This is a genomic window from Nonomuraea sp. NPDC050328 (genome assembly GCF_044459405.1).
GTDB lineage: Bacteria > Actinomycetota > Actinomycetes > Streptosporangiales > Streptosporangiaceae > Nonomuraea.
Genome location: NZ_JBITIW010000001.1, coordinates 560401 through 585285, shown reverse-complemented (window position 1 = coordinate 585285; position 24885 = coordinate 560401). Strand labels below are relative to the sequence as shown.

Genomic DNA, 24885 nt, shown 5'->3' with positions numbered 1-24885 from the left:
CTCCAGCGGAACGTGACTCAGCCGGCCTTGCGGTACTTGGCCAGCTCGACCGGCTGCGCCAGCCCCCGCTCCCCGGCGGCGGCCTCCGGTTCGGCGACCACTTCGGGTACGGCAGGCGGCCGGGCCACCGAGGCCCAGACGCGCACCAGCAGGGCGGCGCCCACGGCGGCCAGGCAGCCGAAGTAGGCCCAGGTCACCCAGGCCGCAGGGGTACGGCCGGCGGTCAGCCCGTGCAGGACGGCGATCGGCCAGGCGAGGTAGGCGGCGCCGTGCAGCACCCGCCACAGCCCGGGCCGTGCCGTACCGGCGAAGCGTCCCCGCACGACCCCGCTGAGCGCGGCGACGGTGAGCAGCCCGGCGGCCAGCAGCCCGAGCCAGGGCCCGCGCCCGGACTTGAGGGCGATGTGCCCGGCCAGGAGGGCCATCCCGGCCAGCGCGGCCAGCCGGTGGGCGAGCTGGGCCCGGACCCGGTTGGGCGCGGAGAGGAAGACCCGTTCGGTGGCCAGCAGGCCGAGGGCGACGGTGGCGGTGAGCGTGACGAGCGCGAGGACGCCGAGGTAGAAGTCGGCCAGCACGAGGAGTTCGCGGCCGCGGGGCGAGGCGGTGAGTGCGGCGGCCGACAGCAGGAGCGCGGTGAGCGAGGCGATCAGGCCGAGGCGGACGTTGCGGGCGTCCAGTCCGGCGGCGGCCGGGGCGTGCCGGGGTTGGCGGCGGTGCAGCATGAGGATTCCTCCCAGGGGTCGCGGTGAGGGTGCTGCCCTGGGGCCTCAGCAGAGTGGGCTGGTCAGCAGCGGCGGCCGCGGTTGATGCAGGAGACGGCGAAGGCCATGAGCCGGTCGGGCATCACGTTGGCGAAGTCGGCGTGATCGGTGACCGGGTTGTGCTTCTGCTCGGGGAAGGCGTCGAGCGCGTAGGACAGGCCCGGGGCCACCGAGTAGGTGAGGATCATGCGGAGCTGCGGCACGGCCCGGGTGCCCTGCGGGCAGCGCCCGCCCTGCGGGAAGACGACGTGCGTGCGGTGGTTGGCGCTGTCGGTGTTCTGGCCGTCCCAGCAGCTCGGGAAGTCGAGGATGCGGACGACCTGGCTGAAGCGCGGGCAGAGCGGGTACTTGGTGGTGATCCGGTTCGTGAAGCCGGTGCAGGTCCACTGGGCGCGGGCGTTGGCGCCGCCGTTCGTGGCCGCCTTGGCGTCGCCGGTGATCAGGCGGAGGAAGCGCGGCATGGGGCCGACCCGCTCGCCGGTGCCGCGGAAGAGCATGATCGCCTGGCGGGGACGCAGGACTCGGCCGACGTTGCCGTCGGGGTCGCCCAGGTTGTCGTCCACGCGGCGGTCGCGCAGGACCGGCCAGAAGTAGGTCGAGCGGTCGTTGAGCCGGCAGGTGGTGCCGGCGGCGGCCAGGGACTGGTCGGTGGAGAAGGCGTCGGTGGACAGGTTGCCGACGTAGTCGTGCAGGTGGTGGGCGCCGTTGCGGACGCCGGGGGCGACGATGAAGTTGTCGGGGTTCTGGTGGCCGTTGGCGTTGGTGCCGCAGCGGGAGGTGAAGCTGCCGCCGCGGCCGGTGAGGTTGCCGGAGGCGTTGGGCTGGACTCGGCGGATGTCGATGAAGTCGTCGGGGAAGGGGCCCAGGTCGGCGCACTCGTCGCCGGGGTCGTCCGTGGGGCTGGGGGAGGGGCTCGGGGACGGGCCGGCATCGGGGTCTCCGCCCCGGTCGTCCCCGGGGTCCCCGGTGGGCTCGCCCGGATCACCCGTCGGCTCGCCCGGTCCAGGGTCGGCGGACCCGTCGGCCGGACCGGGATCGGCGGGCCGGTTCCCCCGGTCGGGGTCGGTGGGCCGGTCCGGTGAGGGCGAAGGCGGCCGGGGGCGGGGGTCCGGGTCGGGCGAAGGAGGCCGGGGGCGGGGGTCCGGGTTGGGCGAAGGAGGCTCGGGCGGGGCGGGGAGGAGGCGGCCGCCGGCGGGGGAGTGCGACCCCGGCAGGCAGTGGTCGGCGAGGGCGGCGGGCGCCGCGGCGACCTCGGTGACCGAGGCCGCGACCAGCCCGGACGCCACGAGCGTCAGAGCCGTCAGGACGTGTTTCATGGTTTCACTCCGATGGTGGGTGAGGGCGGTTCCGGCAGGGCCGAGTGGTCCACGAGCCCGGTGGACTCCAGCAGGGTCATGTGCCGCATGACGACCACGACCGCCCGCTGGGCGAACTTCCGGATCTCCGCGTTCCGCGTGCCGGCCCGGACCTGGGCGACGACCGCGAAGACCTTCCCGTGCGCCGCGCGCAGCAGGTTGGCGAAGTCGCGGTCGTAGGCGGCGCCGGACCGGGCGGAGAGCTGGGCCATCCAGCGTTGCTGGTCGGCGCTGGGGACGCTGGGCAGGTCCACGTCGAGCGCCGCGGCCACCTTGCGGACCTCGACGTCGAGCTTGGTGTGGTCCTCGACGAGGTGCCGGCCGACGTCCTTGACGCGCTCGCTGGCGGCGAGCTGCTGGGCCTGCTGGCCGGTGGGGATCTCCCAGAGTCCCGCCTGCCGTACCTTGATCAGGAAGTCGCGGTCGGCGGGGCCCAGAGGGCCCGACGGGCGCGGTTCCCAGGTGGCGGGCTCGCCCGCGGAGGGCAGGACGAGCACGACGGTGAGGACGGCCGCGACCGCGAAACCGCCGAGGGTGAGCGCGGTGGCGGCGATGTCGGCGAATCGGCGTCGCATGCCCCGAGGTACGCGGACCCCGACCCGAGAGTTCACGCCTTGTGACGAGATAGTCAGAAATGACTGGAGTTATCGGAGTGGCTACCGATGCGGTAACGAAGGTGTAAAGATGTGCGCCGTGTTAGCTCACTCCAAGGACGAGGAGCAACGCATCGCGCTGCTCTATCAGCAGTTCCGCGGCCCGTTGCTGCGCCACGTGCGCAGATCCACGGGAAACGATCTCCAGTGGGCGGAGGACGTCGTCCAGGAGACCATCGTCAGGGCCTGGCGGAACTCCGCCCGGCTGTATTGGGAACCCAGCCTCATCTGGGCGTGGCTGCTGACCGTGGCCAGGCGGATCGTCATCGACGGCCGCCGCCGGCGCAGCGCGCGCCCGCCCGAGGTCGAGCCGCCGGAGGCCGACAGCATCGCGGTGCCCGACGCCTCCGACCGGGCGTTGTCGGCGATCGTGGTCGGCGACGCGCTGGCCCGGCTGTCCGAAGAACACCGCGAAGTCATCGAGCAGACGTACCTGCGGGACCGTACGATAAGTGAAGCGGCGGAGATACTGGGGATTCCGCCGGGCACGGTGAAATCACGGCTCTACTACGCCATAAGAGCCCTCCGTGAACTGCTGCGCGAGAAGGGGGCAGCCGGCTGATGCATCCTGAGGTGGCCGCCTACGTCCTCGGCGTCCTCGACGAGGAGGAGCACGAGGCCTTCGAGCGCCATCTCGACGGGTGCGAGCAGTGCCGGCGGGAGCTCGCCGAGCTCGCCGAGGTCCCCGACGCCTTAGATCAGTTGAGGTCGAACCCCTCTCGCGTTGACGATTGACCACTTTTCGGGTGGTATCGGTACGGGCATGGGCCCGGCAAGTTCTTGGGGGAGGAGCCTCGGTGGCGGTTGACGCTGTGCCGCCAGACCGGCAGTTCGGTGAAGAGGGCGGGCGCCTGTCCTATGGCGCCTACCTCCGCCTGCCCGAGCTCCTCGGCCAGCAGGAGCCGCAGTCGCAGGCCCCCGACGAGCTGCTCTTCATCACCGTGCACCAGGTCTACGAGCTCTGGTTCAAGCTGCTCCTGCACGAGCTCGAAGGCGCGCGCGACGCCCTGTTCAACGGCGAACTGTGGCAGGCCAGGCACCTGTTCAGGCGGGTGCACTCGGTCGAGCGCGTGCTGGTCGAGCAGGTCGAGGTCCTGGAGACGATGACGCCCCAGGACTTCCTGGCCTTCAGGGCCAAGCTCGCCCCGGCCAGCGGGTTCCAGTCCGTGCAGTTCCGCGAGCTGGAGTTCCTGTCCGGGCTGAAGGAAGCCCGCTACCTCACCGGGTTGCGGGACGCCAGCGAGGGCGAACTCGCCAGGCTGCGCCGCCGTATGGAGGAGCCGACGCTGTGGGATGCTTATCTCACCGCCCTCTCCAGGCGCGGCCTGGGCATCTCCGACACGGAGATCATGGGTTCGCTGCTGACCGTGGCGAGGGACCGCAGGACCTACGACGACCTGTGGCAACTGGCCGAGGATCTGCTGACTCACGATGAGACGGCCGCATTGTGGCGGATGCGGCACGTCCAGATGGTCGAGCGGCAGATAGGCACGAAATCCGGCACCGGCGGCTCGACGGGAGCCCCCTACCTCCGGGGCCGGACCCGCATGCACTACTTCCCCCTGCTGTGGGAACTAAGGGCATGGCTGTAACGAAGGATGAACCCTCACAAAGGAGTGAGAGCGAGATGCCGCTCGAAGAGGCCAAGGACGAACTGCTCCAGCGCGCGGCGCACCAATGCGCCGAAGTGCCCGAGGACGAGGCGTCGGCCTTTCTCCGGCTCTACTACCGGCATGTCGCGCCCGAGGATCTGCTCGAGCGCAATGCTGTAGACGTTTACGGCCCGGCGATGTCCCAGAAGCACCTGGCCGAGGTCAGGCCGCAGGGGCGGGCGCTGGTCAGGGCCTACACGCCGACCGTGGAGGAGAACGGCTGGGATCCCGGCCACTCCGTGGTCGACGTGGTCACCGACGACATGCCCTTCCTCGTCGACTCGGTCACGATGGAGCTCGACCGCCACGACATCGGCGTGCACCTCCTGGTCCACCCGCAGATGCGGGTACGGCGGGACATGACCGGCCGCCTGCTCGGCCGTGGCCAGGAGGACGTGACCGGCCAGATCTCCACCGAGTCGTGGATGCACATCGAGATCGACCGGCAGGCCGACCCGGCCGTGCTCAAGGAGCTGGAGGCCGACCTCCAGCGGGTCCTGGCCGACGTACGGCACGCGGTCGAGGACTTCGTGAAGATGCGCGCGCTGGCCGTCCAGACCGCCGAGGACCTGGGCGTCAACCCGCCGCCGCTGGAGCCGGCCGAGGTCGAGGACAGCATCGACCTGCTGCGCTGGCTGGCCGACGGCCACTTCACCTTCCTCGGCTACAAGGAGTACCGCCTGGACCGCTCCGAGGACGGCGAGGTCCTCAAGGCCGTCCCGGGCGCCGCGCTCGGCATCCTGCGCGACGACAAGGCCGGCTCCGACAGCTTCGCCGCGATGCCGCCCGAGCTGCGGGCCAAGGCGCGCGAGAAGCAGCTTCTGATCATCACCAAGGCCAACTCGCGGGCCACCGTGCACCGCAGCGCCTACCTCGACTACGTCGGCGTCAAGCTCTTCTCGCCCGACGGCGAGGTGGTCGGCGAGCGCCGCTTCCTCGGCCTGTTCACGCACGTCGCCTACAACGAGTCGATCTCCCGCATCCCGGTGCTGCGCCGCAAGCTCGGCGAGGTGATCGAGGCCGCCGGGCTCTCCCCCGACTCGCACGACGGCAAGGACCTCATCGAGATCCTGGAGACCTTCCCGCGCGACGAGCTGTTCCAGACCTCCGTCGAGCAGCTCGTGCCGATCGCCCAAGGCGTGCTGCGGCTGCGCGAGCGCAAGCAGGTCCGGCTCTTCCTGCGCCGCGACGACTACGGCCGCTTCATCTCGTGCCTGATCTACCTGCCGCGCGACCGCTACACCACCAAGGTGCGGCTGAAGATGCAGGAGCTGCTACTCAAGGCGCTCGGCGGCACCTCGCTCGACTACTCGGCGATGATCGGCGAGTCGGCGCTGGCCCGGCTGCACGTGGTCATCCGCGGCGAGCGCGGCAAGCCGCTGCCCCAGCCCGCGGTGGACGTCGAGGAACTGGAGTCGCGCCTGGCCGCGATCACCCGGTCCTGGGAGGACGACCTGGCCGACGCGCTGACCGAGATGACCTCCGAGGAGGAGGCGCCCCGGCTCGCCCGGCGCTACCAGGCCGCCTTCCCCGAGGGCTACAAGGCCGACTTCCCGCCCAAGCTGGCCGTGGTCGACCTCAAGCGCCTGGAGGAGCTGGTCGGCAAGGACGACGACGCGATCGGCATCAACCTCTACGAGCCCTACGACGTCACCGAGGGCGAGCGGCGGCTCAAGATCTACAAGCTGGGCTCGCCGATCTCGCTGTCGAAGGCGCTGCCGCTCATCCAGCGGCTCGGCGTCGAGGTCGTCGACGAGCGGCCCTACGAGGTGGACCGCGACAACGACCCGACCACCAAGAACGCCTGGATCTACGACTTCGGCCTGCGCTACGTGCCCTCGCCCGAGGTCGGCCGGGAGGACTTCAAGCGGCTGTTCCAGGACGGCCTGGCCGCCCTCTGGCACGGCCAGGTGGCCGCCGACAACTTCAACTCGCTCATCCTGCAGGCCGGGCTGACCTGGGAACAGGTCGAGATCCTGCGGGTCTACGCCAAGTACCTCCGCCAGGCCGGCACCACCTTCAGCCAGCGCTACATGGAGCGCGTGCTGACCGGCAACGTACGGCTGTCGCGGCTGCTGGTCTGCCTGTTCGAGGCGCGGCTCGACCCGAGGCGCTCGGCGGAGGCCCGCCAGGACCTCACCGACGCGCTCACCGAGGAGATCCTGGCCTCGCTGGACGAGGTCGCCTCCCTGGACGAGGACCGCATCCTGCGCGCCTACCTGGAGATGATCCAGTCCACGCTGCGCACCAACTACTTCCAGACCGGGCCGGACGGGCGGCGCAAGCCGTACATCTCGTTGAAGCTCGACTCGCCGTCGATCAGCGTGCTGCCGCTGCCGCGGCCCAAGTACGAGATCTTCGTGTACTCGCCGCGGGTCGAGGGCGTGCACCTGCGCTTCGGCAAGGTGGCGCGCGGCGGCCTGCGCTGGTCCGACCGGATGGAGGACTTCCGCACCGAGATCCTCGGCCTGGTCAAGGCGCAGATGGTGAAGAACACCGTCATCGTGCCGACCGGCTCCAAGGGCGGCTTCGTCGTCAAGCGGCCCCCGGCGAGCGGCAACCGCGAGGACGTGCTGGCCGAGGGCGTGGCCTGCTACCGGATCTTCATCTCCGGCCTGCTGGACATCACCGACAACCTGGCCGAGGGCAAGGTCGTCCCGCCCTCTGACGTGGTACGGCACGACGGTGACGACCCCTATCTGGTGGTCGCCGCCGACAAGGGCACGGCCACCTTCTCCGACATCGCCAACAGCGTGGCCAAGGAGTACGGCTTCTGGCTCGGCGACGCCTTCGCCTCCGGCGGCTCGGTGGGCTACGACCACAAGGCGATGGGCATCACCGCCCGCGGCGCCTGGGAGTCGGTGAAGTACCACTTCCGCACGATGGGCCTCGACACGCAGACCACCGACTTCACCGTCGCCGGCGTGGGCGACATGTCGGGCGACGTCTTCGGCAACGGCATGCTGCTGTCGGAGCACATCCGCCTGGTGGCCGCCTTCGACCACCGGCACATCTTCATCGACCCCGACCCCGACGCGGCCACCTCCTTCGCCGAGCGGCGGCGCCTGTTCGAGCTGCCGCGCAGCTCGTGGGAGGACTACGACCGCGGCCTCATCTCCGCCGGAGGCGGCGTGTGGCCGCGCACGGCCAAGTCGATCCCGCTCACCCCGCAGATCCGCGAGGCGCTGGGCATCGAGGAGCCGGTCGCCTCGATGGCGCCCAACGACCTGATCAACGCCATCCTCAAGGCCCCGGTCGACCTGCTCTGGAACGGCGGCATCGGCACCTACGTGAAGTCGGCGGCCGAGTCCAACGCCGACGTGGGCGACAAGGCCAACGACGCCCTGCGCGTCAACGGCGCCGACCTGCGCGCCAAGGTGGTCGGCGAGGGCGGCAACCTGGGCCTGACCCAGCTCGGCCGGATCGAGTTCGCGCTGAACGGCGGGCTGGTCAACACCGACTTCATCGACAACTCCGCGGGCGTCGACACCTCCGACCACGAGGTCAACATCAAGATCCTCCTGGACGAGGTGGTGCGCGACGGCGAGCTCACCGACAAGCAGCGCAACCAGGTCTTCCGCGAGATGACCGACGAGGTCGCCCAGCTCGTCCTGCGCGACAACTACGCCCAGAACGTGGTGCTGGCCGCGGCCCGCGCCCAGAGCGTGGAGATGCTGCACATCCACGCCCGCTACCTGCGCAAGCTGGAGCGCGAGGGGCTGGTCAACCGGGAGCTGGAGTTCCTGCCCTCGGACAAGATCCTGGCCGAGCGCCGCCAGGCCCGGCTCGGGCTGACCGCGCCGGAGTTCTCGGTCCTGCTGGCCTACACCAAGCTGGTCACCGAGAACGAGCTGCTCGGCTCCGACCTGCCGGACGACCCCTACCTGGCCACCTGGCTGGTCTCCTACTTCCCGTCGGCGTTGCGCGAGCGGTTCCGCTCCTACATGGACAACCACCCGCTGCGCCGCGAGATCATCACCACCTGCGTGACCAACGAGCTGGTCAACTCCACCGGGACCACCTTCATGTTCCGGCTGGGCGAGGAGACCGGCGCCTCGGCCGAGGACATCGCCAAGGCCTGGCTGGTCACCCGCGAGGTGTTCGACCTGCCCGGCTTCTTCCGCGCGGTGGAGAGCCTGGACAACCAGGTCGACACCGCGACCCAGATCGCGATGCTGCTGGAGGCGCGCAAGCTGGCCGAGCGCGGCACCCGCTGGCTGCTGACCAACCGGCGCCCGCCGATGGACCTGGCCGGCGCGGTCAGCTACTTCGTCAAGGGCGTCAACGGCCTGCTCGCGCACATCCCCAAGCTGCTCACCGGCCCCGACCTGGCCGCCTTCGAGGAGCGCCGCGACGCCTTCGTGGCCAGGGGCGTGCCGGTGGAGCTGGCCGAGCGGACCGCGTCGATGGTGCCCGCCTACTCCACCTTCGACCTGGTGGAGATCGCCTCGCTCACCGGCCGACCGGTGGGCGAGGTGGCCGAGGTCTACTTCGACCTGGCCGACCGGCTCCAGCTCGCCCGGCTGCGCGAGCGGGTGATCGCGCTGCCGCGGGACAACCGCTGGAACTCGATGGCCCGCTCGGCCCTGCGGGACGACCTCTACGCCGCGCACGCCTCGCTCACCCAGGACGTGCTGGCGTCGAGCGCCTCGGGCCTGGCGCCGGAGGAGCGGCTGGCCCGCTGGACGGAGGCGAACGCCGCCGCCGTCGGCCGGGCCCGCCAGACGCTCTCGGAGATCTGGGAGAGCGACAACTTCGACCTGGCGACCCTCTCGGTCGCGCTCCGGGCGGTGCGGACGCTGGTGGCCTCCAGCAGCCTGCCCCGCAGCGCCGACTAGCCCGTCGGGCCGGAAGCCTTGATCACCCCGCCGTCGTGGGCGACCACGTCGGCGGGGTGTTCGGCGTCGGCGGGCGGTACGGCGGTGGCGAACTGGTGCACCTCGCTGACGCTGAGCGGCTTGAGCCGGGTCGGCTTGACCACGTCGCCCACCGCCCAGCGGGCGCGCTCGGGCACGGGGATCGGCACGCCCTCCTCGCCCGTGGTCTTGGGCGTCACCGTCGTCGTGCGGGTCAGGGAGTACTGCACCAGCGCGCCGCCGTCCTTCGTGCGCAGCGCGTAGACGGGCAGGTCGCCGGTGGAGAAGGTGGAGTCGTTGTCGTAGGCCCTGTCCCGCCACATCGCCCGGTCGCGGGCGTCGCTCTCGGCGATCTCGGTGGTGAACGGGCCCGGCGCGATCAGCTTGCCGGCCACGCCCTCCGAGCCCGCCTCGGCGATGGTCGCGTGCAGCGGGCCCACGTACTTCGGGCTGATCCGCACGCTCACGTCGTCGGAGGCCAGGGGCGTCGCATACCCGTCGGCGCCGATCTCCACCTGCGGCACCTTGCGCAACACCGTCATCGAGGTCAGCCGCCAGCGCCCGCCGCCCCGGGCGAAGGTCACCAGCGTCGGCTTGCCGTCGCGCGGCACGATCGCGGAGAACCACGGGTTCTTGTCGCCGGGCGCCAGCCTGGGCACCAGCAGCGTCGGCTCGCCCCACCGGTAGGCGGCAGGCCGGCCGCCGGCCGAGTCGAAGGCCGCCGCGGTCAGCGACGACTGCCCGCCGGTCACCTGCTCCAGCGCGTCACGCATCAGGCCCGCCTCGCGCACCCAGACGTTGGCGCGGGCGAACTCGGTGAACTCCGCCAGCGCCTGGGCCGGGGTGATCGGCGGCGCGGCGGTGGGGGTCGGTGAGGCGGTCGCGCTGCTGCTGACGGTCATCGGGGTCGGCGGCGTCGCCGGACGGTCGCCTGCGGAACAGCCGGTCAGGCTGAGCAGAAGGGCGGCGCCTAGCACCACCGGACCGTATGCGCGCACCTCGATATGTTACGGCGTGCCGTACCCTTGGGAGACGTGGCAGGAATAGACCCGGCAGAAGAGATCAGCGAGCTGTCCAGCACGCTCGCCAGCATCAAGGACGTGCTCGACCTCGACGCGATGCGCAAGCAGATCGCCGAGCTGGAGGAGCAGGTGGCCGCGCCGGATCTGTGGGACGACCCCGAGGCGGCGCAGAAGGTCACGAGCAAGCTCTCGCACCTGCAGGGCGAGCTCAACCGCGTCGAAGGGCTCCAGCGGCGGGTCGACGACCTCTCGGTCCTGTTCGAGCTGGCCGCGGAGGAGGACGACGCCGACACGCTGGCCGAGGCCGAGCGGGAGCTCAACTCGCTGCGCGGCGACGTCAACGCGCTGGAGGTCCGCACGCTGCTGTCGGGCGAGTACGACTCGCGCGAGGCTCTGGTGACCATCAACTCCCAGGCCGGCGGCGTCGACGCGGCCGACTGGGCGCAGATGCTCCTGCGCATGTACCTGCGCTGGGCCGAGCGCAAGGGCTACTCCACGGAGGTCTACGAGACCTCCTACGCGGAGGAGGCCGGCATCAAGTCCGCGACCTTCACCATCAAGGCCCCCTACGCGTACGGCACGCTCCGCGGCGAGCACGGCACGCACCGGCTGGTCCGGATCAGCCCGTTCGACAACCAGGGCCGCCGGCAGACCTCCTTCGCCGGCGTCGACATCGTGCCCGTCGTCGAGCAGACCGACCACATCGACATCAACGAGGACGAGCTCCGCATCGACGTGTACCGCTCCTCCGGCCCCGGCGGCCAGGGCGTCAACACGACCGACTCGGCGGTCCGCATCACCCACCTGCCCAGCGGCATCGTGGTCTCCTGTCAGAACGAGCGCTCCCAGCTCCAGAACCGGGCGACCGCCATGGCGGTCCTCCAGGCCAAGCTGCTGGAGCGCAAGCGGCAGGAGGAGGCGGAGAAGATGTCCGAGCTGCGCGGCGCCTCGACCACCTCGTGGGGCACGCAGATCCGCAACTACGTCCTGCACCCGTACCAAATCGTCAAGGATCTGCGCACCGGCACCGAGGCGGGCAACCCGACCGCGGTCCTGGACGGGGACATCGACGGCTTCATCGAGAGCGAGATCCGCTGGATGCGCCGCCAGGAAGCCGGGATGGAGTAGTCAGGGCGACGCCGGCCGTCCCGTACGGCCGGCTTCGGCTAGGTGCCGAGCAACTGCCGCAGCACCAGCGTGAGGAAGAGCGCGGCGAGAAGGACCGCGGCGACCATGGCCGGGGTCAGGGCGAAGCCGTGCCGGTGCAGGCGTTCGCGGTTGGCGCGGCAGGTGGCGCAGCGTCCCTCGATGACCGGGTGGGCGCAGGCGGCGCAGACAAGGTGTTCGCAACTCATCGTGCCTCCACTGTAGCCGCTCAATCGTTTTGTTTCCGTTATGGACGTTCCATGCCAGTCTTCCCCCTAGACTGTCCTCCAGCCAATCGGAACGTCGATCATCAGTAAAGATGGACGCCCCCGGTAGGTCAGCGGTGGGAAGTGGGCATGTGCCACCCTCCCCTCCAGCTTGGCCCCTAGACTGGTACGCCGTGATGCTCTCGTGATTCATTTCGACAACGTCACCAAGGTCTACGCGAATCAGAACAGGCCCGCGCTGGACCACGTCTCCGTAGACATCGACAAGAGCGAGTTCGTGTTCCTGGTCGGGCCCTCGGGCTCCGGGAAGTCGACCTTCCTGAGGTTGATCCTCAAGGAGGAGCGACCCAATTCCGGTGCCATCCACGTGGCCGGCAAGGATCTCGCCAGGCTGTCCAACTTCAAGGTGCCCTCCCTGCGCCGCCGCATCGGCTGCGTGTTCCAGGACTTCAGGCTCCTGCCCAACAAGAACGTCTACGAGAACGTGGCGTTCGCCCTAGAGGTGATCGGCAAGCCCAGGCGGTTCATCCGCAAGGTCGTGCCCGAGGTCATCGAACTGGTCGGTCTGGAAGGCAAGGCGCACCGCATGCCCGAGGAGCTCTCGGGCGGCGAGCAGCAGCGCGTCGCGATGGCGCGCGCCTTCGTCAACCGGCCGATGATCCTGCTGGCCGACGAGCCGACGGGCAACATCGACCCGGCGACCAGCATCGGCATCATGAAGGTCCTCGACCGGATCAACAGGACCGGCACCACCGTCGTCATGGCCACGCATGACGCGGCCATCGTCGACTCGATGCGCAAGCGTGTCGTGGAGCTGGAGGACGGCAAGATCGTCCGCGACCAGTCGCGTGGCGTCTACGGCCAGGCGTACTGAGGATCCGGATACCAAGGGAGCTGACGGGAAGAACATGCGGGCGAATTTCATCCTCTCCGAGGTCTGGATCGGCCTTCGCCGGAACCTGACGATGACCATCGCGGTCATCGTCACCGTCGCCGTCGGCATGGCGATGCTCGGCGTCGGCTTCCTGATCAGCGCTCAGGTCAGCACCATGAAGGACTACTGGTTCGACAAGGTCGAGGTCTCGGTGTTCCTGTGCACCAAGAACACCTCGATCCCCGCCTGCAAGGGCAAGGAGGCCAGCCCCGACCAGACCGAGGCGCTCAAGACCAAGCTGGAGGGGCTGCCCGAGGTCAAGCAGGTCCACTTCGAGGACCAGGCGATGGCCTACGAGAACTTCCGCAAGACCGCGGTGGACAAGACGCTGCTGGACGTGACCAAGCCGGAGGACATGCCCACCTCCTTCCGCGTCCAGCTCAAGGACCCCGAGCTGTTCCAGCCGGTCATCGACGCGGTCACCGGGCAACCGGGCGTCTCGTCGATCAAGAACCAGAAGGAACTGCTCAACGACTTCTTCGGCATGCTCGACGCGCTGCGGACGGCGGCCTTCGTGCTCGCCGGATTCGTGGTCATCGCGTCGATCCTGCTGATCGCCAACACGGTGCGGCTCTCGGCGTTCAACCGGCGCCGGGAGACGGGCATCATGCGGCTGGTCGGCGCGTCCAACCTGTACATCCAGCTCCCGTTCGTCATGGAAGGCATGATCTCGGGGCTGATCGGCGGCGTCTTCGCGGCGGTCATGCTGATCCTGGCGAAGGTCTTCGTCTTCGAGGAGTTCCAGAAGTACCTGGCGATCGGATCCCAGCTCGAATGGGAGACCGTGGCCTGGGTGATCGTCTGGACGCTGGGCATCGGCGTGCTGATCTGTATCCTGTCGTCCTTCGTGACCCTCCGTCGCTACCTCCGAGTGTGACCGGACGCCGGTAAGGTCGAGGTATGCCACGTGAAACCGGGCGGAAGCTCATCGCCCAGAACAAGCGTGCCCGGCACGACTATCAGATCAGTGACACCTTCGAGGCGGGTCTGGTCCTCCAGGGCACCGAGGTCAAGTCGCTGCGCGAGGGCCGGGCCTCGCTGACCGACGGCTACGCCACGGTCGAGAACGACGAGGCGTGGCTGCTCAACGTGCACATCCCCGAATACGCGCAGGGCACGTGGACCAACCACTCGGCCCGCCGTAAGCGCAAGCTCCTGCTCAACCGCAAGGAGATCGACAAGCTCGCCGCCAAGCTCAAGGAGGGCGGGCTGACGATCGTGCCGCTGCAGCTCTACTTCAAGGACGGCCGGGCCAAGGTCGAGATCGGCCTGGGCCGCGGCAAGAAGGACTGGGACAAGCGGCAGACCCTGGCCGAGCAGCAGGCCAAGCGGGAGATGGCGCGAGCCGTACGCCAGCACAGCCGATGACCCGAGCCAAGCGCCTGCTGTCCGCGGCCGTCACGATGGTGGTCGCGGGCACGACGCTGTCCGGATGCCTGTCGGAGTCCTCGCCGCACGAGGCCATCCGCGACTTCCTGGTGGGCTGGAAAGAGGAGAACTACGACCTCGCGGCCGAGCGCACCAACGGCGACCCCAAGGCGGTGGCGAAGGCGCTGGCCGACACCAAGCTCGACCTCGACGCCATCTCCTTCCGCTTCCGCATCACCGGGGTGACCCGCACCGGCGACGACGCCAAGGCGTCCTTCAACGCCGAGGTCGACCTGGGGGAGAACAACCCGCTCTGGCACTACAAGAGCGAGATGCCGTTGCGGCTGATCGACGGGCAGTGGAAGGTGCTCTGGTCGCCCTCGGTGCTGCATCCGCAGCTCAAGGACGGGCAGCGCTTCGCCGTCCTGACCAGGTCGGTGGGGCGGCAGCCGATCGTCGACCGCGACGGCGCCTCGCTGCAGACCAACATGCCGCTGTACGTGGTCGGGGTGACCCCGGGGCAGCTCGGGGCCAACGCCGAGGCGGTCTGCCGGCAGCTCTCCCAGCTCACCGGCTACGCCGCCGACCGGCTGATCAGCCGGATCCGCTCGGCGCCGCCCAGCGAGTTCGTGCCGCTGATCACCCTCGGCCGCAAGCGCCACCAGCAGCTCAAGGACCAGCTCACCGGCATCCAGGGCATCAGGACCCAGGTGCAGGAGCAGCCGGTCGCCCCGGCCGACCCCAAGCAGATCGTCGGCCTGGTCAGCACGCTCACCGCCGAGGGCGAGCAGCAGCTCGGCGGGCCGCAGCGGGCGGGCGACTCGATGGGCCGCTCCGGGCTGCAGAAGGCCTACCAGGACCGGCTGACCGGCTCCACGGTCACCCAGGTGATCACGCTCGACCTCAAGACCGGCGAGAAGGCCGCGGAGCTCCAGGAGCTCCAGGGGCTTCGCGACGCGGCCGAGGTGCACACCACGATCGACTCCTCGATCCAGCGGGCCGCCCAGACCGCGGTCCAGGGCACCTCCGCCAGCATGCTGGTCGCCGTCGAGGCCTCCAGCGGCAACGTCCTGGCGGTCGGCTCCACCGGGCTCGACCAGATCAAGGACGGGCTGGCCGGCAAGTACCCCGGCGGCACGGCCATGTCGATCGTCGCGGCCAACGCCCTGCTGAAGTCGTCGGTGACGCCGAAGACGCGCGTGCCCTGCGTGGCCAGCCGCTCCGTCGGCGGCGCCCGCTTCGACTACACCGGGACCGTCACGCCCGGCACCACCTTCCAGCACACCTTCGCCCACGGCTGCGTGACCGGCCTGGCCGCGCTCGCCCGCCTCGTCGACGCCGACCAGCTCAAGCGCAGCGCCGAGGAGCTCGGCCTGGGCCTGCCCTGGAAGCTCCCGCTGGCCTCCTTCTCCGGCGCCTGGCCCGAGACCGACAGCGACGCCGGCAAGGCCATGGCCATCGCCGGGCAGAACGTCCAGGTCAGCCCGCTCTCGCTGGCGCTGGTCGCGGGCGCGCTGGCCTCCGGCACCTGGCATCCGCCCGTGCTGGTCACCAAGCCCGCCTCGCCCGACCCGGCCGGCGAGACCCTGCCCGACGAGCCCGTCCAGGCCCGGCCGATCGACCCCAAGGTCAAGGCCGCGCTGACCGCCATGATGCGCGCGGGCGTCGTCTCCGGTACGGCAGGCGCCGCCGGTACGGTCACCGGCGTCCACGGCATCCGCGCCGAGGTGCCCGGCAAGCCGATGACCTGGTTCGTGGGCTGGCAAGGTGATGTGGCGGTAGCCGTACTGGTGGAGAAGAGTGATCCCGCGGCCGTCGCGGGCCGCTTCTTCCAAGCCATCGGTAACGCTTCGTGAAACTCGGTGACCCAGAGCAACCGTTGCTGCGGGGCTGAGCGTCTTACCTCATGACTGAGCCGCTCGGGGGGTTGCGGTTCCAGTCACGGTGACGGGCCAGGGCATCATCTCGGGGGAAGCCCTGCCGTCAGGACCGGCTCGACCCTGCCGGTCGGCCCTCGGGGATGTGCGCGACTTGCCGCGTTCCCGGGGGCCTTCGGCCGTTTACCGGAATGCGAGCCGGGGTTCGCGTGTTGTAAGGTCAGGTGGAACACACACCCGGGGGTGATTGGTCTCGACTTTGACCTTGCAAGTCAGGAGAAGCGGGCCGAGGACGGCGGACATAACCTCGTAAATCCTGTGACCGCAAACAACAAGTGCCAACTCTAAGAGCACTGTGGCGGCGAAGTCCAACTTCGCCCTCGTTGCCTAACAGCAACCCACTGTCAGCCTGAGAATGCCTTCGGCTCAGGACCTGGCATCGCTAGAAGGCTCAACCGCTAGCCCCGGTCACGGGGGTTCGCGGAACATCTAACAGTGACTGAGCCCGTCGGTGATCCGCCTGCGGAAGCACCGGGGCCGAGAAAAGCGTCAAGCAGGCTGCGCCCGGAGAAGCCCTGGTTTGGGGTTGAAGGACGCGGGTTCGATTCCCGCCACCTCCACCAGACCAGACCGCCCTCTACCTGGAGAAACACTCCACGGTAGGGGGCGGTTTCGTGTCTGTGGGGGCACCAGGGGACCCCTGGGCCACGACCGCGCCCCGAATCCGAGCCGATCAGGCTCGGGGGTCGCCGCCGGCCACCCAGCCAGAGAACATAGCGGTCATGAGCCGCTTACCCGTGCGCTGGTCTCGCTCTCACGGATCGAGGCGGGCCGCCCGTCCTTCGGCCCGCTCAATCCGCAAAGCCGCCCAAAGGGCACGGTCCAGGCCGAAGGGCAGACTGCGGGATGTCCGCTGGAACGTTCAGTGGTGGGCGGCGCTCGCCACGGTTCTCGCCGGACTCATGTCCCTGCCCGCGCTCGCCATGTCCGTGAACGCGCTCAGGGTCGCGGAGCAACAGAGGCTCGATTCACGCAGGGTCGCGGAGCAGCAGAGAAGCGATGCGCACCGTCAGAAAGCCGAGGAAGACGAGACGGTCAGGCGGGCGTTCGTCCAACGGATCATCTACGACGGTCACGACGGTGTGTTCTTCGACGGCGGAGACCTCGTCTTCACCAACGGCAACACCGCATTGGCCACCACGCGCATCCAGCTCAGGTTCACCCGCGACAAGGGCGCGGGCGAAGCCGCGAACTGGACCTACAGCCTCATGGAGTTCCGTGTACCCGGCTGCACCGAGGCGACCTTCCGGATCACCAAGGGCCTCGAGGACGAGATTCAGACCGAGGGCATCACCTTCTCTGAGGTGGTGGCCGAGGATTATGCGTCGGTCCTCAACCCGCACGACAACCGTTGGTGGTACGTCCTAGGTTTTGCCGACCAGGTCCCCGAACCCCTCGCGCCGGAAGACCATACATTCCAGCAAAATCAGTCCATGAGCGTTTTCACCGAGCCGGATCAGAGCCGGAAGCTCTCCGGATGCGCCTGACCGGCCGACCGCATCCACCGGTCGCCGGGAGCGGGCCCAACCGTGGATGGCTTGACTGCGTCAGCGGCCGGCGACGAGGTCCATGAAGGACCTCAGTAGGTTCCGGAGGATCTTCAGCGCGCACGCCTCCGCCCCTTACCGCCACTGGCGGTGGCTGAAGGCGATGAGGGCGACGACCAGAGCGAGCGAGCCCATGCTGCGCGACCCCGCCGGCAGCCCACTGCCGGGCAGCCGGCGTGCCGGCGAGGTCAGGACACGGCTGGTGCGTAGCGGGCGTCCAGGGGCAGTCTCAGCCGCTCCTGGGCGGTCGTGCCGGAGGGGCGGTCCCGGTGGAAAGGACCGCCCCCGTGCGTGATCAGTCCGCCTGGAGTTCGCCCAAGGTGACGGTGGCGGTGGCGGTGGTGCCGTCGGGCTTGGCGACTTCCACCTTGGCCTGGTCGCCCGGTTGGAGGCCGGCGAGGACCTCGGCGAGGGCGGCCATGGTCGGGGTGTCCGTGCCGTTGACCGAGACGATGACGTCGCCGGCGGCGATGCCCGCGGTGGCGGCGGCGCCGCCGGGGATGACGGAGTAGACCTGGACGCCGGCGGGCTGGCCGTCGGCGCCGAGGACGGTGGTGCCGCGGATGCCCAGGGCGGCCCGGTGGGTGTTGGTGACCTTGCCGTCCTTGATGATCTGCTGGGCGACGTCGGTGGCGGTGTTGCTGGGGATGGCGAAGCCGATGCCGGGGGCGGCGCTGTCGCCGAGGTCGGGGTTGGTGGCGGCCAGGGTGGGGATGCCGACGACCTCGCCGGAGAGGGAGACCAGGGCGCCACCGCTGTTGCCGGGGTTGATGGCGGCCGAGGTCTGGATGGCGTTGGCGATGGTGACGTTGGAGGGCTCCTGGACGGTACGGCCCAGGGCGGAGATGATGCCGTTCGTCACGCTGCCGGACAGGCCCAGCGGGTTGCCCATGGCGAGCACGATCTGGCCGACGCGGAGCTTGGAGGAGTCGGCGAAGCGGGCGGGCCGCAGGCCCCGGGGGTCGTCGACCTTGATGACCGCGAGGTCGCCGGCGCGGAAGGAGGCGACCAGCTTCGCGGCCCGGGCGGCTCCGCCGGTGGCGAGGGACACCTGCATCTCGGTGGCCTCGCCGACCACGTGGGCGTTGGTGATGATGTGCCCGGCGGTGTCGTAGACGATGCCCGAGCCCAGGCCCACGCGCGTGGTGATCTGCACGATCGACGGCAGGACCTGGGTGATCACCTGCTCGTAGGCCTTCTCGAGCGCGAGCGCGCTCTCCGGGGCCGGGGTGGCGCTCTCGGAGGGGGAGGCGGTGGCGGGGGTGGTGCTGGGGCTGGAGACGGGTGCGGGGGAGGAGCACCCGGCCAGCATCAGAGCGGCGGCAAGACCGGCGAGTATCGTCCTCATGCGCCGGTATCTTCCCTGATCAAGGGGAAAGATACGCCTCGCGGACGCTGCTGCGGCTGAGCTTGCCGGTGGGCGTGCGGGGGAGTTCGGCCCGGAACTCGATGACGCGGGGATGCTTGAGCCGGGCCAGGCGTCCGGCGCACAGGTCGAGCAGGGAGGCGGCGAGGTCGTCGCCGGGTGAGGCGCCCTCGACGGGCTGGACGAGGGCGACGACCTTGTGTCCCCATTCGGGGTCGGGGACGCCGATGACCGCGACGTCGGCCACGGCGGGGTGCTCGATCAGCACGGCCTCGATCTCGGCGGGGTAGATGTTGACGCCGCCCGAGATGATCAGGTCGGTCCTGCGGTCGAGCAGGAAGAGGTAGCCGTCGGCGTCGAGGTAGCCGACGTCGCCGGGGGTGTAGGCCTGGCCGCGCATGGAGGAGGCGGTCTTGGCCGGGTCGTTGTGGTACTCGAAGCGGTTGATCCCGCTGATGTAGACCAGGCCGGGCTCGCCGGGCGGCTGTTCGCGGCCGTCGTCGCCGAGGATGGTGAAGCGCAGGCCCTCGACCGCCCGCCCGACCGTGCCGGGGCGCTCCAGCCATTCCTGGGTGGAGAGCATGGTGGCGACGGCCGCCTCGGTGGAGCCGTAGTACTCCCACACCACCGGGCCGACCCAGTCGATCATGGCTTTCTTGGTGGCCGGGGGGCAGGGCGCGGCGCCGTGGTAGAGGTGGGTGAGGCTGGACAGGTCGTAGCGGTCCCGGTCCGGTACGGCCAGCAGCCGGTGGAACATGGTGGGCACCATGAAGGCGTTGGTCACCCGGTGCCGCTCGATCGTCTCCAGGGTCTCGACGGCGTCGAACCGTTCCGGCACGACCAGCGAGTGCCCGTGGTGCAGGGCCATCATGGCCTGGCCGTACGGGGCGGAGTGGTAGAGCTGCGAGCAGACCAGGTGCACCCCGCCGAGCGGGAGGCCGAAGTGCCGCCAGCTCTTGCGCATCAGGATCGGGTGGAGGTCCTCGGGCGACAGCTCGAGCAGGCGGCGGCGCACGCCTTTGGGGCGGCCGGTGGTGCCGGAGGTGTAGAGCATCATGGATCCGGCCCAGCGCGGTTCCGGGGCGGTGTCGGGCCGGCCCTCGGCGAGGCCGGCGACGCTGTCGTGGCCGTCGCGGACGACGACCTTCGCCTGGCAGTCGCGGACCACGTAGTCGATCTCGTCCTCGGTGAAGTGCCAGTTCACCGGGACGTGGTAGGCGCCGATCTGGTAGGTCGCGAGCATGAGCGCGACCGCGTCGGGCCCGTTGCGCACCACGGTGACGACCGCGTCGCCCCGCCGTACCCCCCGGGCCAGCAGGCCGTGCGAGACGCGGTTGACCGTGGCCAGGAGGCGGCCGTAGGTCAGGTCGGCGTCGAGCAGGGCAGGTCGTCCAGGATCGGCTGCGGCGATCTCGTAGAAGCCCCTCATGGATCGGATCCTACAGAACAACGTTCTGTCGGCAAAAGGGTTCAAGGGGTGACGTAATCTCAAGCGCATGGGCGACCACGATCCCTACCACCCCTCGCACGAGGCCCCGACCACGCCGTTCCGCCGGATCGTGGTCCCTCAGGAGACCCCGCAGGCGCCCCCGCGGCCGGTCCCGGCGCCGCGGCCGCCGAAGCGGAAGCTCGGCGACGTCCCGATCCGGACGGTCTACCTGGTGGTGGCCGTCGTGGTGACGGTGCTCGCGGTCGTGGCCGTCTTCGCGCTCTTCTCCGGCGACCAGCCGGACAACCAGCCGATCACCACCGCCGCCGCGCCGCAGGCGACCGCCGCCGCGACGCCCGCGCCGACCGGGGTGGTCGCGGCCGAGCCGCCGGCGGAACTGGCGCTGCCGAAGCCCGAGGGCAAGGCCACCAAGGTCGTCGGCAGCTTCACCGACAAGAACACGTTGCTCACCTATCCGCGCCTGGGCAAGCCGTGGGACGCCAGGTCCTACAGCCCGTTCTCCATCGCCCAGCGGATCGGCGAGAAGGCCAGGCCGCACACGGTGATCGGCTCGGCGATGGTGCCGGTCGAGGTGAGCGCCAAGCCGAGCGGTGACGCCGACTACCGGGAGATCGCCTACCGGGCCACCCGCTGGGCCGCGCGCACGCATCTGCCCGACGGCGCGGTGATCGCCTGGACCGGTTCGCAGAAGCCGGCCAAGGGCAAGGGCTGGGTGCTCGGCTTCACCGCGACCTACCCCGGTGGCAGCTCGCAGGGCGTGGTCGCGGTCATCGAGGTCGGCAAGGCGAAGCCGGCGATGCTGCTGGCGACCGTACCGGACACCAGGCCCGATCAGCAGCCCGATCTGTACACGCTGGTCAAGGGGCTACGTAAAACATAGAAGCATCCTCTAGAATATCCTTCTAGGCTATGTCTGGGAGGACACGATGGCGATCGGGTTGAGCGAGGAGCACGAGGCGCTCCGCGAGTCGGTGGCGGGCTGGGCCGAGCGGCACATCACCCCGCGCGAGCAGGGGAGCGGCCGTCCCGGCTTCTGGGCGGGGCTGGCCGAGCAGGGCCTGCTCGGGCTGCACCTGCCGGAGGAGGCCGGCGGCTCCGGCTACGGCCTGCTGGAGACGGCCGTCGCCATCGAGGCGCTGGCCGAGCGGGTCGCCCCCGGCCCGTACGTGCCCACCGTGCTGGCCAGCGCCGTCATCCACGCCTCCAAGCGGCACGAGCTGCTGCCGGGCCTGGCCGACGGCACGCTGACCGGCGCCGTGGCGTTGCGCGGCGAGCTGACCGGCACCCGGGGCCAGGACGGCACCCTGGTGGTCTCCGGTACGGCGGAGCCGGTGCTGGGGGGTGACCTGGCCGACGTGCTCGTGCTCCCGGTGAGCACGCCGGAGGGCGAGGAGTGGGTCGCGCTCGACGCCGCCTCGGCCGCCGTGACGCCGGTCAAGTCCCTGGACATCACCCGCGCCGTGGCCAAGGTGGAGCTGGCGGCGGTAGCCGTACCGGCCGAGCGGGTCCTGGACGGCGTCGAGGGGTCCGACGTCCTCAACCTGGCCGCGATCCTGCTGGGCGCCGAGGCGGCCGGGCTGGCCTCCTGGTGCGTCCGGGCCGCCGCCGACTACGCCAAGGTGCGCGAGCAGTTCGGCCGGCCGATCGGCCAATTCCAGGGCATCAAGCACAAGCTCTCGCGCATGCTGGTCGCGCTGGAGCAGGCCCGCGCCACCGTGTGGGACGCCACCCGCGCGCAGGGCCGCGAGCTGGAGTTCGCCGCCGCGGTGGCCGGGGTCATGGCGCCCGACGCCGCCGTGCAGTGCGCCAAGGACGCGATCCAGACCTTCGGCGGCATCGGCTACACCTACGAGCACGACGCGCACCTCTACTTCCGCCGCGCGCTCACCATCCGCGCGCTGCTCGGCTCCTCCGCCGAGTGGTCGGCCTCGGTCGCCGAGCTCGCGCTCGACGGTGTCGCCCGCGAGATGGAGATCGACCTGCCGGAGGAGGCCGAGGAGCTGCGCGAGTCGATCCGCGCCGAGCTGGCCGAGATCGCCGGGCTGAGCACCGAGCCGAGCGGCCACGGCAACCGCGGCAGCGACCAGAAGCGGGCGCTGGCCTCGCGCGGCTTCGTCATGCCGCACCTGCCCAAGCCGTGGGGCCGCGACGCCAAGCCGCTGGAGCAGGTGCTCATCCACCAGGAGCTGCGCGCCGCCAAGCTCAAGCTGCCGCAGATGATCATCGGCGCGTGGGTGGTCCCGTCCATCGCCGTGTACGGCACGCCGGAGCAGCAGGAGCGCTTCCTGCCCGGCACGCTGAGCGGCGAGATGATCTGGTGCCAGCTCTTCTCCGAGCCCGGCGCCGGCTCCGACCTGGCGAACGTGCAGATGAAGGCGGAGAAGGTCGAGGGCGGCTGGCGGCTCAACGGCCAGAAGATCTGGACGTCCGTGGCGCACGTCGCCGAGTGGGGCATCTGCATCGCCCGCACCGACACCTCCAAGCCCAAGCACGACGGCATCACCTACTTCCTGGTCGACATGAAGGCGCCCGGGGTCACCGTCCGGCCGCTGACCGAGATGACCGGCGAGAACCTGTTCAACGAGGTCTTCCTCGACGACGTCTTCGTGCCGGACGACCTGGTCGTGGGCGAGGTCAACGACGGCTGGCGGGTGGCGCGCAACACGCTGTCCAACGAGCGCGTGTCGCTGTCGTCCGGCTCCGGCGGGACCGGGTCGTCGGTGCCCGACCTGGTCGGCCTGGCCGGCCGGCTCGGACGCGAGCTCACCCCGGCCGAGCGGCAGGAGCTGGCCGCGGTGGTCTGCGAGGGGCACTCGATCAACGCGCTGTCGCTCCGGGTGACGCTCAAGCAGCTCGCCGGGACCGAGCCCGGGGCGGACGCCTCGGTGCGCAAGCTGCTGTCCACCTCGCACGCGCAGCACGTCTCCGAGTGCGCGGTATCGCTGCTCGGTCCGGCGGCGACGATCGCGGCGGACATGCGGCTGGGCGACGCGGGCTACTGGAACCGCGCGGTCCTGGCCACCCGGGCGATGACCATCTACGGCGGGACCACCGAGGTGCAGCTCAACATCATCGGTGAGCGCATGCTCGGGCTGCCCCGCGACCCGGAGCCCGGCAAGTAACCGCGGGGAGCGGCTCCGGTGCTCGCCGGTCACCGGAGCCGCTACTCTGACCCGCTATGGGCAGGATTGTGCACGTCTGGGGGCCCGCGTTCCTGGGGCTCGCCCTGGGCGTCCTGGCCCTCTGGCCTGCCCTGGGTCCCGGCTTCGTGCTGCGCTACGACATGGTGTTCGTGCCGGACCCGCCGATCCTGCCCGACACCGGCGGCTTCCCCCGGGCGATGCCCAGCGACCTCGTCGTCGCGCTGCTGTCCGGGGTGCTGCCCGACCAGCTCGTGCAGAAGGGCATCCTCCTCGGGATCTTCGTCCTGGCCGCCTCCGGCGCCGCCGCGCTGGTCCCGGGCGAGCGGCTGCTGCCGCGCCTGGCGGCGGCGGCCTTCTACGCCTGGAACATCTACCTCGCCCAGCGTCTGCTCCTCGGGCAGTGGGCGCTCCTGCTCGGCTTCGCCGGCCTGCCGTGGGTCGTGCACGCGGCCGGCCGGCGCTGGTGGCACCTCGCCCTCGCCCTCCTGCCCGCCGCCGCGGGCGGCTTCCAGGCGATGCTCGTCACCGTGCTCACCTTGGCCGGGGTCGCCCCGCGCCGGCTCTGGCTGCCCGCCGTCCTCGCCCTGCCCTGGCTCGTCCCCGCGCTGGCCGCCGACGCCGCGACGGACCCGGCGGGCGTCGACGCCTTCGCGGCCCGCGCGGACGGCCCGTTCGGGACGCTCGGCAGCCTCCTGTCGCTCGGCGGCGTCTGGAACGCCGAGGCCGGCGTGCCCGGCCAGGACGGCTGGTGGCCGGCCAGCGCCCGGCTGCTGCTGGCCCTCGTGGGCCTGGCCGGTTTCGTACGGCTGCGCGGCAAGGTGACCTGGTGGCGCGGGCTGGCCCTGGCGGCGTCGGCGGGGCTGGTGATCGCCTGTGCTGGAGCCTTCGCGCCCGGCCTGGTCAAGGCGCTGATCGCCGGATGGCCCGGCTTCGGGCCGCTCCGTGACGGGCAGGCGTACCTCGCGCCTCTCGTGCTGGCGGCCGCCGTCGGGTTCGGCACGCTGGTGCCGCACTGGCTGGGGGTGCTCGCCCCGCTGCTGGTGCTGCCCACCTTCGCGCTGGGCGCCTTCGGGCGGCTGGCGGCGGTGGACTACCCGGCGGACTGGCTCGCCGTGCAGCGGATCGTCAACGCGGACCCGGCTCCCGGTGCGGTGCTGAGCCTGCCCTGGGGCGCGCACCGGGCTTTCGCGTGGAACGGGGGGCGGGTGGTGCTGGATCCGGCGACCAAGCTGTTCGAGCGGCGGGTGATCTGGGACGACGGGCTGTCGGTGAGGTTGCCGGACGGCCGGCGGCTGCGGGTGCGCGGCGAGGACCTCGGCGAACGGCCGCCGATCCGCTACGTGCTGATCGCGGGGGATGAGAACAGGTTCCTCGCCCAGTACCCCGGGTGGGGTGTGGCTTACCGGGGTCAGGAGGTGGTTCTTCTGCGAGTTCCAGGGGGTACCCGAGGGTAACTTACTCTGTTACG

At 70.5% G+C, this 24885-nt stretch carries 20 protein-coding genes and 1 other RNA gene; 14 read left to right on the top strand and 7 right to left on the bottom strand.

Annotated elements, in window-relative coordinates; all coding sequences use genetic code 11:
• Positions 1-17: 17 nt before the first annotated feature.
• The 3 genes from ACIBG7_RS02620 to ACIBG7_RS02610 all read right to left on the bottom strand — a co-directional run bounded on the left by ACIBG7_RS02620 (position 18) and on the right by ACIBG7_RS02610 (position 2691).
• Positions 18-722 carry a hypothetical protein gene (locus ACIBG7_RS02620; RefSeq protein WP_397334943.1) on the bottom strand — a complete coding sequence of 235 codons (705 nt, stop codon included), beginning with the start codon at positions 720-722 and terminating at the stop codon, positions 18-20.
• Between the two features lie 62 nt (positions 723-784).
• Positions 785-2077: a DUF1996 domain-containing protein gene (locus ACIBG7_RS02615; RefSeq protein ID WP_397334942.1), complete on the bottom strand. Its 1293-nt coding sequence runs from the start codon at positions 2075-2077 to the stop codon at positions 785-787.
• Positions 2074-2691 (bottom strand): DUF4142 domain-containing protein, encoded by a 618-nt coding sequence (locus ACIBG7_RS02610; RefSeq protein ID WP_397334941.1) that lies wholly within the window; start codon positions 2689-2691, stop codon positions 2074-2076. The genes ACIBG7_RS02615 and ACIBG7_RS02610 overlap by 4 nt, the downstream gene beginning before the upstream one ends.
• A gap of 118 nt (positions 2692-2809) precedes the next feature.
• Here ACIBG7_RS02610 and ACIBG7_RS02605 point away from each other — a divergent pair, with 118 nt between their 5' ends.
• The 4 genes from ACIBG7_RS02605 (at position 2810) to ACIBG7_RS02590 (ending at position 9259) form a co-directional block, all read left to right on the top strand.
• Positions 2810-3331, top strand: coding sequence for a sigma-70 family RNA polymerase sigma factor (locus ACIBG7_RS02605; protein ID WP_397334940.1), 522 nt, complete (start codon positions 2810-2812; stop codon positions 3329-3331).
• A complete protein-coding gene (locus ACIBG7_RS02600) occupies positions 3331-3504 on the top strand; it encodes a zf-HC2 domain-containing protein (RefSeq protein WP_357916910.1) in 174 nt (57 codons plus the stop codon). Before ACIBG7_RS02605 ends, ACIBG7_RS02600 begins: the two co-directional genes overlap by 1 nt.
• 62 nt (positions 3505-3566) lie before the next feature.
• On the top strand, positions 3567-4361 hold the full coding sequence (locus ACIBG7_RS02595) for a tryptophan 2,3-dioxygenase family protein (protein ID WP_357916912.1): 795 nt from the start codon (positions 3567-3569) through the stop codon (positions 4359-4361).
• A 35-nt stretch (positions 4362-4396) separates the two neighbouring features.
• A complete protein-coding gene (locus ACIBG7_RS02590) occupies positions 4397-9259 on the top strand; it encodes an NAD-glutamate dehydrogenase (RefSeq protein ID WP_397334939.1) in 4863 nt (1620 codons plus the stop codon).
• On the opposite strand, the gene ACIBG7_RS02585 is transcribed toward ACIBG7_RS02590, so the two are convergent.
• Positions 9256-10275 (bottom strand): hypothetical protein, encoded by a 1020-nt coding sequence (locus tag ACIBG7_RS02585; protein WP_357916918.1) that lies wholly within the window; start codon positions 10273-10275, stop codon positions 9256-9258. The genes ACIBG7_RS02590 and ACIBG7_RS02585 overlap by 4 nt on opposite strands.
• A 36-nt stretch (positions 10276-10311) precedes the next feature.
• Here ACIBG7_RS02585 and prfB point away from each other — a divergent pair, with 36 nt between their 5' ends.
• Positions 10312-11427, top strand: a complete 1116-nt coding sequence (gene prfB, locus ACIBG7_RS02580; RefSeq protein WP_357916921.1) for a peptide chain release factor 2 — start codon at positions 10312-10314, stop codon at positions 11425-11427.
• 38 nt (positions 11428-11465) lie between these two features.
• Here the strand turns inward: prfB and ACIBG7_RS02575 are convergent, their stop codons facing one another.
• Positions 11466-11654 (bottom strand): hypothetical protein, encoded by a 189-nt coding sequence (locus ACIBG7_RS02575; protein ID WP_357916923.1) that lies wholly within the window; start codon positions 11652-11654, stop codon positions 11466-11468.
• 202 nt (positions 11655-11856) lie between these two features.
• Between ACIBG7_RS02575 and ftsE the strand changes: the two genes are divergently transcribed.
• From ftsE to ACIBG7_RS02545, 6 genes are all read left to right on the top strand, one after another.
• Positions 11857-12546: a cell division ATP-binding protein FtsE gene (gene ftsE / locus ACIBG7_RS02570; protein ID WP_357916926.1), complete on the top strand. Its 690-nt coding sequence runs from the start codon at positions 11857-11859 to the stop codon at positions 12544-12546.
• Positions 12547-12580: 34 nt separating this feature from the next.
• The gene (gene ftsX / locus ACIBG7_RS02565) at positions 12581-13483 is read left to right on the top strand and encodes a permease-like cell division protein FtsX (RefSeq protein WP_357916929.1); all 903 of its coding nucleotides are present in this window, start codon (positions 12581-12583) and stop codon (positions 13481-13483) included.
• Positions 13484-13506: 23 nt separating this feature from the next.
• Complete coding sequence (gene smpB / locus ACIBG7_RS02560; RefSeq protein ID WP_357916932.1) at positions 13507-13974, top strand: SsrA-binding protein SmpB; 468 nt, start codon at positions 13507-13509, stop codon at positions 13972-13974.
• On the top strand, positions 13971-15830 hold the full coding sequence (locus tag ACIBG7_RS02555) for a penicillin-binding transpeptidase domain-containing protein (RefSeq protein ID WP_357916935.1): 1860 nt from the start codon (positions 13971-13973) through the stop codon (positions 15828-15830). The genes smpB and ACIBG7_RS02555 overlap by 4 nt, the downstream gene beginning before the upstream one ends.
• A gap of 260 nt (positions 15831-16090) precedes the next feature.
• Positions 16091-16474, top strand: a transfer-messenger RNA (tmRNA) gene (ssrA, locus tag ACIBG7_RS02550).
• A gap of 339 nt (positions 16475-16813) precedes the next feature.
• Positions 16814-17398 (top strand): hypothetical protein, encoded by a 585-nt coding sequence (locus ACIBG7_RS02545; protein WP_397334936.1) that lies wholly within the window; start codon positions 16814-16816, stop codon positions 17396-17398.
• Between the two features lie 355 nt (positions 17399-17753).
• Here ACIBG7_RS02545 and ACIBG7_RS02540 read toward each other — a convergent pair whose 3' ends face one another.
• Both ACIBG7_RS02540 and ACIBG7_RS02535 read right to left on the bottom strand, forming a co-directional pair.
• Entirely contained in the window at positions 17754-18806 is a 1053-nt protein-coding gene (locus ACIBG7_RS02540; protein ID WP_357916941.1) for a trypsin-like peptidase domain-containing protein, read from the bottom strand.
• Positions 18807-18825: 19 nt separating this feature from the next.
• Complete coding sequence (locus tag ACIBG7_RS02535) at positions 18826-20253, bottom strand: AMP-binding protein (protein ID WP_357916944.1); 1428 nt, start codon at positions 20251-20253, stop codon at positions 18826-18828.
• A 67-nt stretch (positions 20254-20320) separates the two neighbouring features.
• Between ACIBG7_RS02535 and ACIBG7_RS02530 the strand changes: the two genes are divergently transcribed.
• The 3 genes from ACIBG7_RS02530 to ACIBG7_RS02520 are packed head-to-tail and all read left to right on the top strand — an operon-like array spanning position 20321 to position 24871.
• Positions 20321-21154: a hypothetical protein gene (locus ACIBG7_RS02530; RefSeq protein ID WP_357916947.1), complete on the top strand. Its 834-nt coding sequence runs from the start codon at positions 20321-20323 to the stop codon at positions 21152-21154.
• Between the two features lie 46 nt (positions 21155-21200).
• Entirely contained in the window at positions 21201-23396 is a 2196-nt protein-coding gene (locus ACIBG7_RS02525) for an acyl-CoA dehydrogenase (RefSeq protein WP_397334935.1), read from the top strand.
• A gap of 56 nt (positions 23397-23452) precedes the next feature.
• Complete coding sequence (locus ACIBG7_RS02520) at positions 23453-24871, top strand: hypothetical protein (RefSeq protein ID WP_397334934.1); 1419 nt, start codon at positions 23453-23455, stop codon at positions 24869-24871.
• Positions 24872-24885 lie beyond the last annotated feature (14 nt).

Bases quoted from the DNA above. Each gene is read 5' to 3' on its own strand.
- ACIBG7_RS02620 (WP_397334943.1), bottom strand. From the start codon at position 722: ATGCTGCACCGCCGCCAACCCCGGCACGCCCCGGCCGCCGCCGGACTG.
- ACIBG7_RS02615 (WP_397334942.1), bottom strand. From the start codon at position 2,077: ATGAAACACGTCCTGACGGCTCTGACGCTCGTGGCGTCCGGGCTGGTC.
- ACIBG7_RS02610 (WP_397334941.1), bottom strand. From the start codon at position 2,691: ATGCGACGCCGATTCGCCGACATCGCCGCCACCGCGCTCACCCTCGGC.
- ACIBG7_RS02600 (WP_357916910.1), top strand. From the start codon at position 3,331: ATGCATCCTGAGGTGGCCGCCTACGTCCTCGGCGTCCTCGACGAGGAG.
- ACIBG7_RS02590 (WP_397334939.1), top strand. From the start codon at position 4,397: ATGCCGCTCGAAGAGGCCAAGGACGAACTGCTCCAGCGCGCGGCGCAC.
- ACIBG7_RS02575 (WP_357916923.1), bottom strand. From the start codon at position 11,654: ATGAGTTGCGAACACCTTGTCTGCGCCGCCTGCGCCCACCCGGTCATC.
- ftsX (WP_357916929.1), top strand. From the start codon at position 12,581: ATGCGGGCGAATTTCATCCTCTCCGAGGTCTGGATCGGCCTTCGCCGG.
- smpB (WP_357916932.1), top strand. From the start codon at position 13,507: ATGCCACGTGAAACCGGGCGGAAGCTCATCGCCCAGAACAAGCGTGCC.
- ACIBG7_RS02555 (WP_357916935.1), top strand. From the start codon at position 13,971: ATGACCCGAGCCAAGCGCCTGCTGTCCGCGGCCGTCACGATGGTGGTC.
- ACIBG7_RS02545 (WP_397334936.1), top strand. From the start codon at position 16,814: ATGTCCCTGCCCGCGCTCGCCATGTCCGTGAACGCGCTCAGGGTCGCG.
- ACIBG7_RS02540 (WP_357916941.1), bottom strand. From the start codon at position 18,806: ATGAGGACGATACTCGCCGGTCTTGCCGCCGCTCTGATGCTGGCCGGG.
- ACIBG7_RS02535 (WP_357916944.1), bottom strand. From the start codon at position 20,253: ATGAGGGGCTTCTACGAGATCGCCGCAGCCGATCCTGGACGACCTGCC.
- ACIBG7_RS02530 (WP_357916947.1), top strand. From the start codon at position 20,321: ATGGGCGACCACGATCCCTACCACCCCTCGCACGAGGCCCCGACCACG.
- ACIBG7_RS02525 (WP_397334935.1), top strand. From the start codon at position 21,201: ATGGCGATCGGGTTGAGCGAGGAGCACGAGGCGCTCCGCGAGTCGGTG.
- ACIBG7_RS02520 (WP_397334934.1), top strand. From the start codon at position 23,453: ATGGGCAGGATTGTGCACGTCTGGGGGCCCGCGTTCCTGGGGCTCGCC.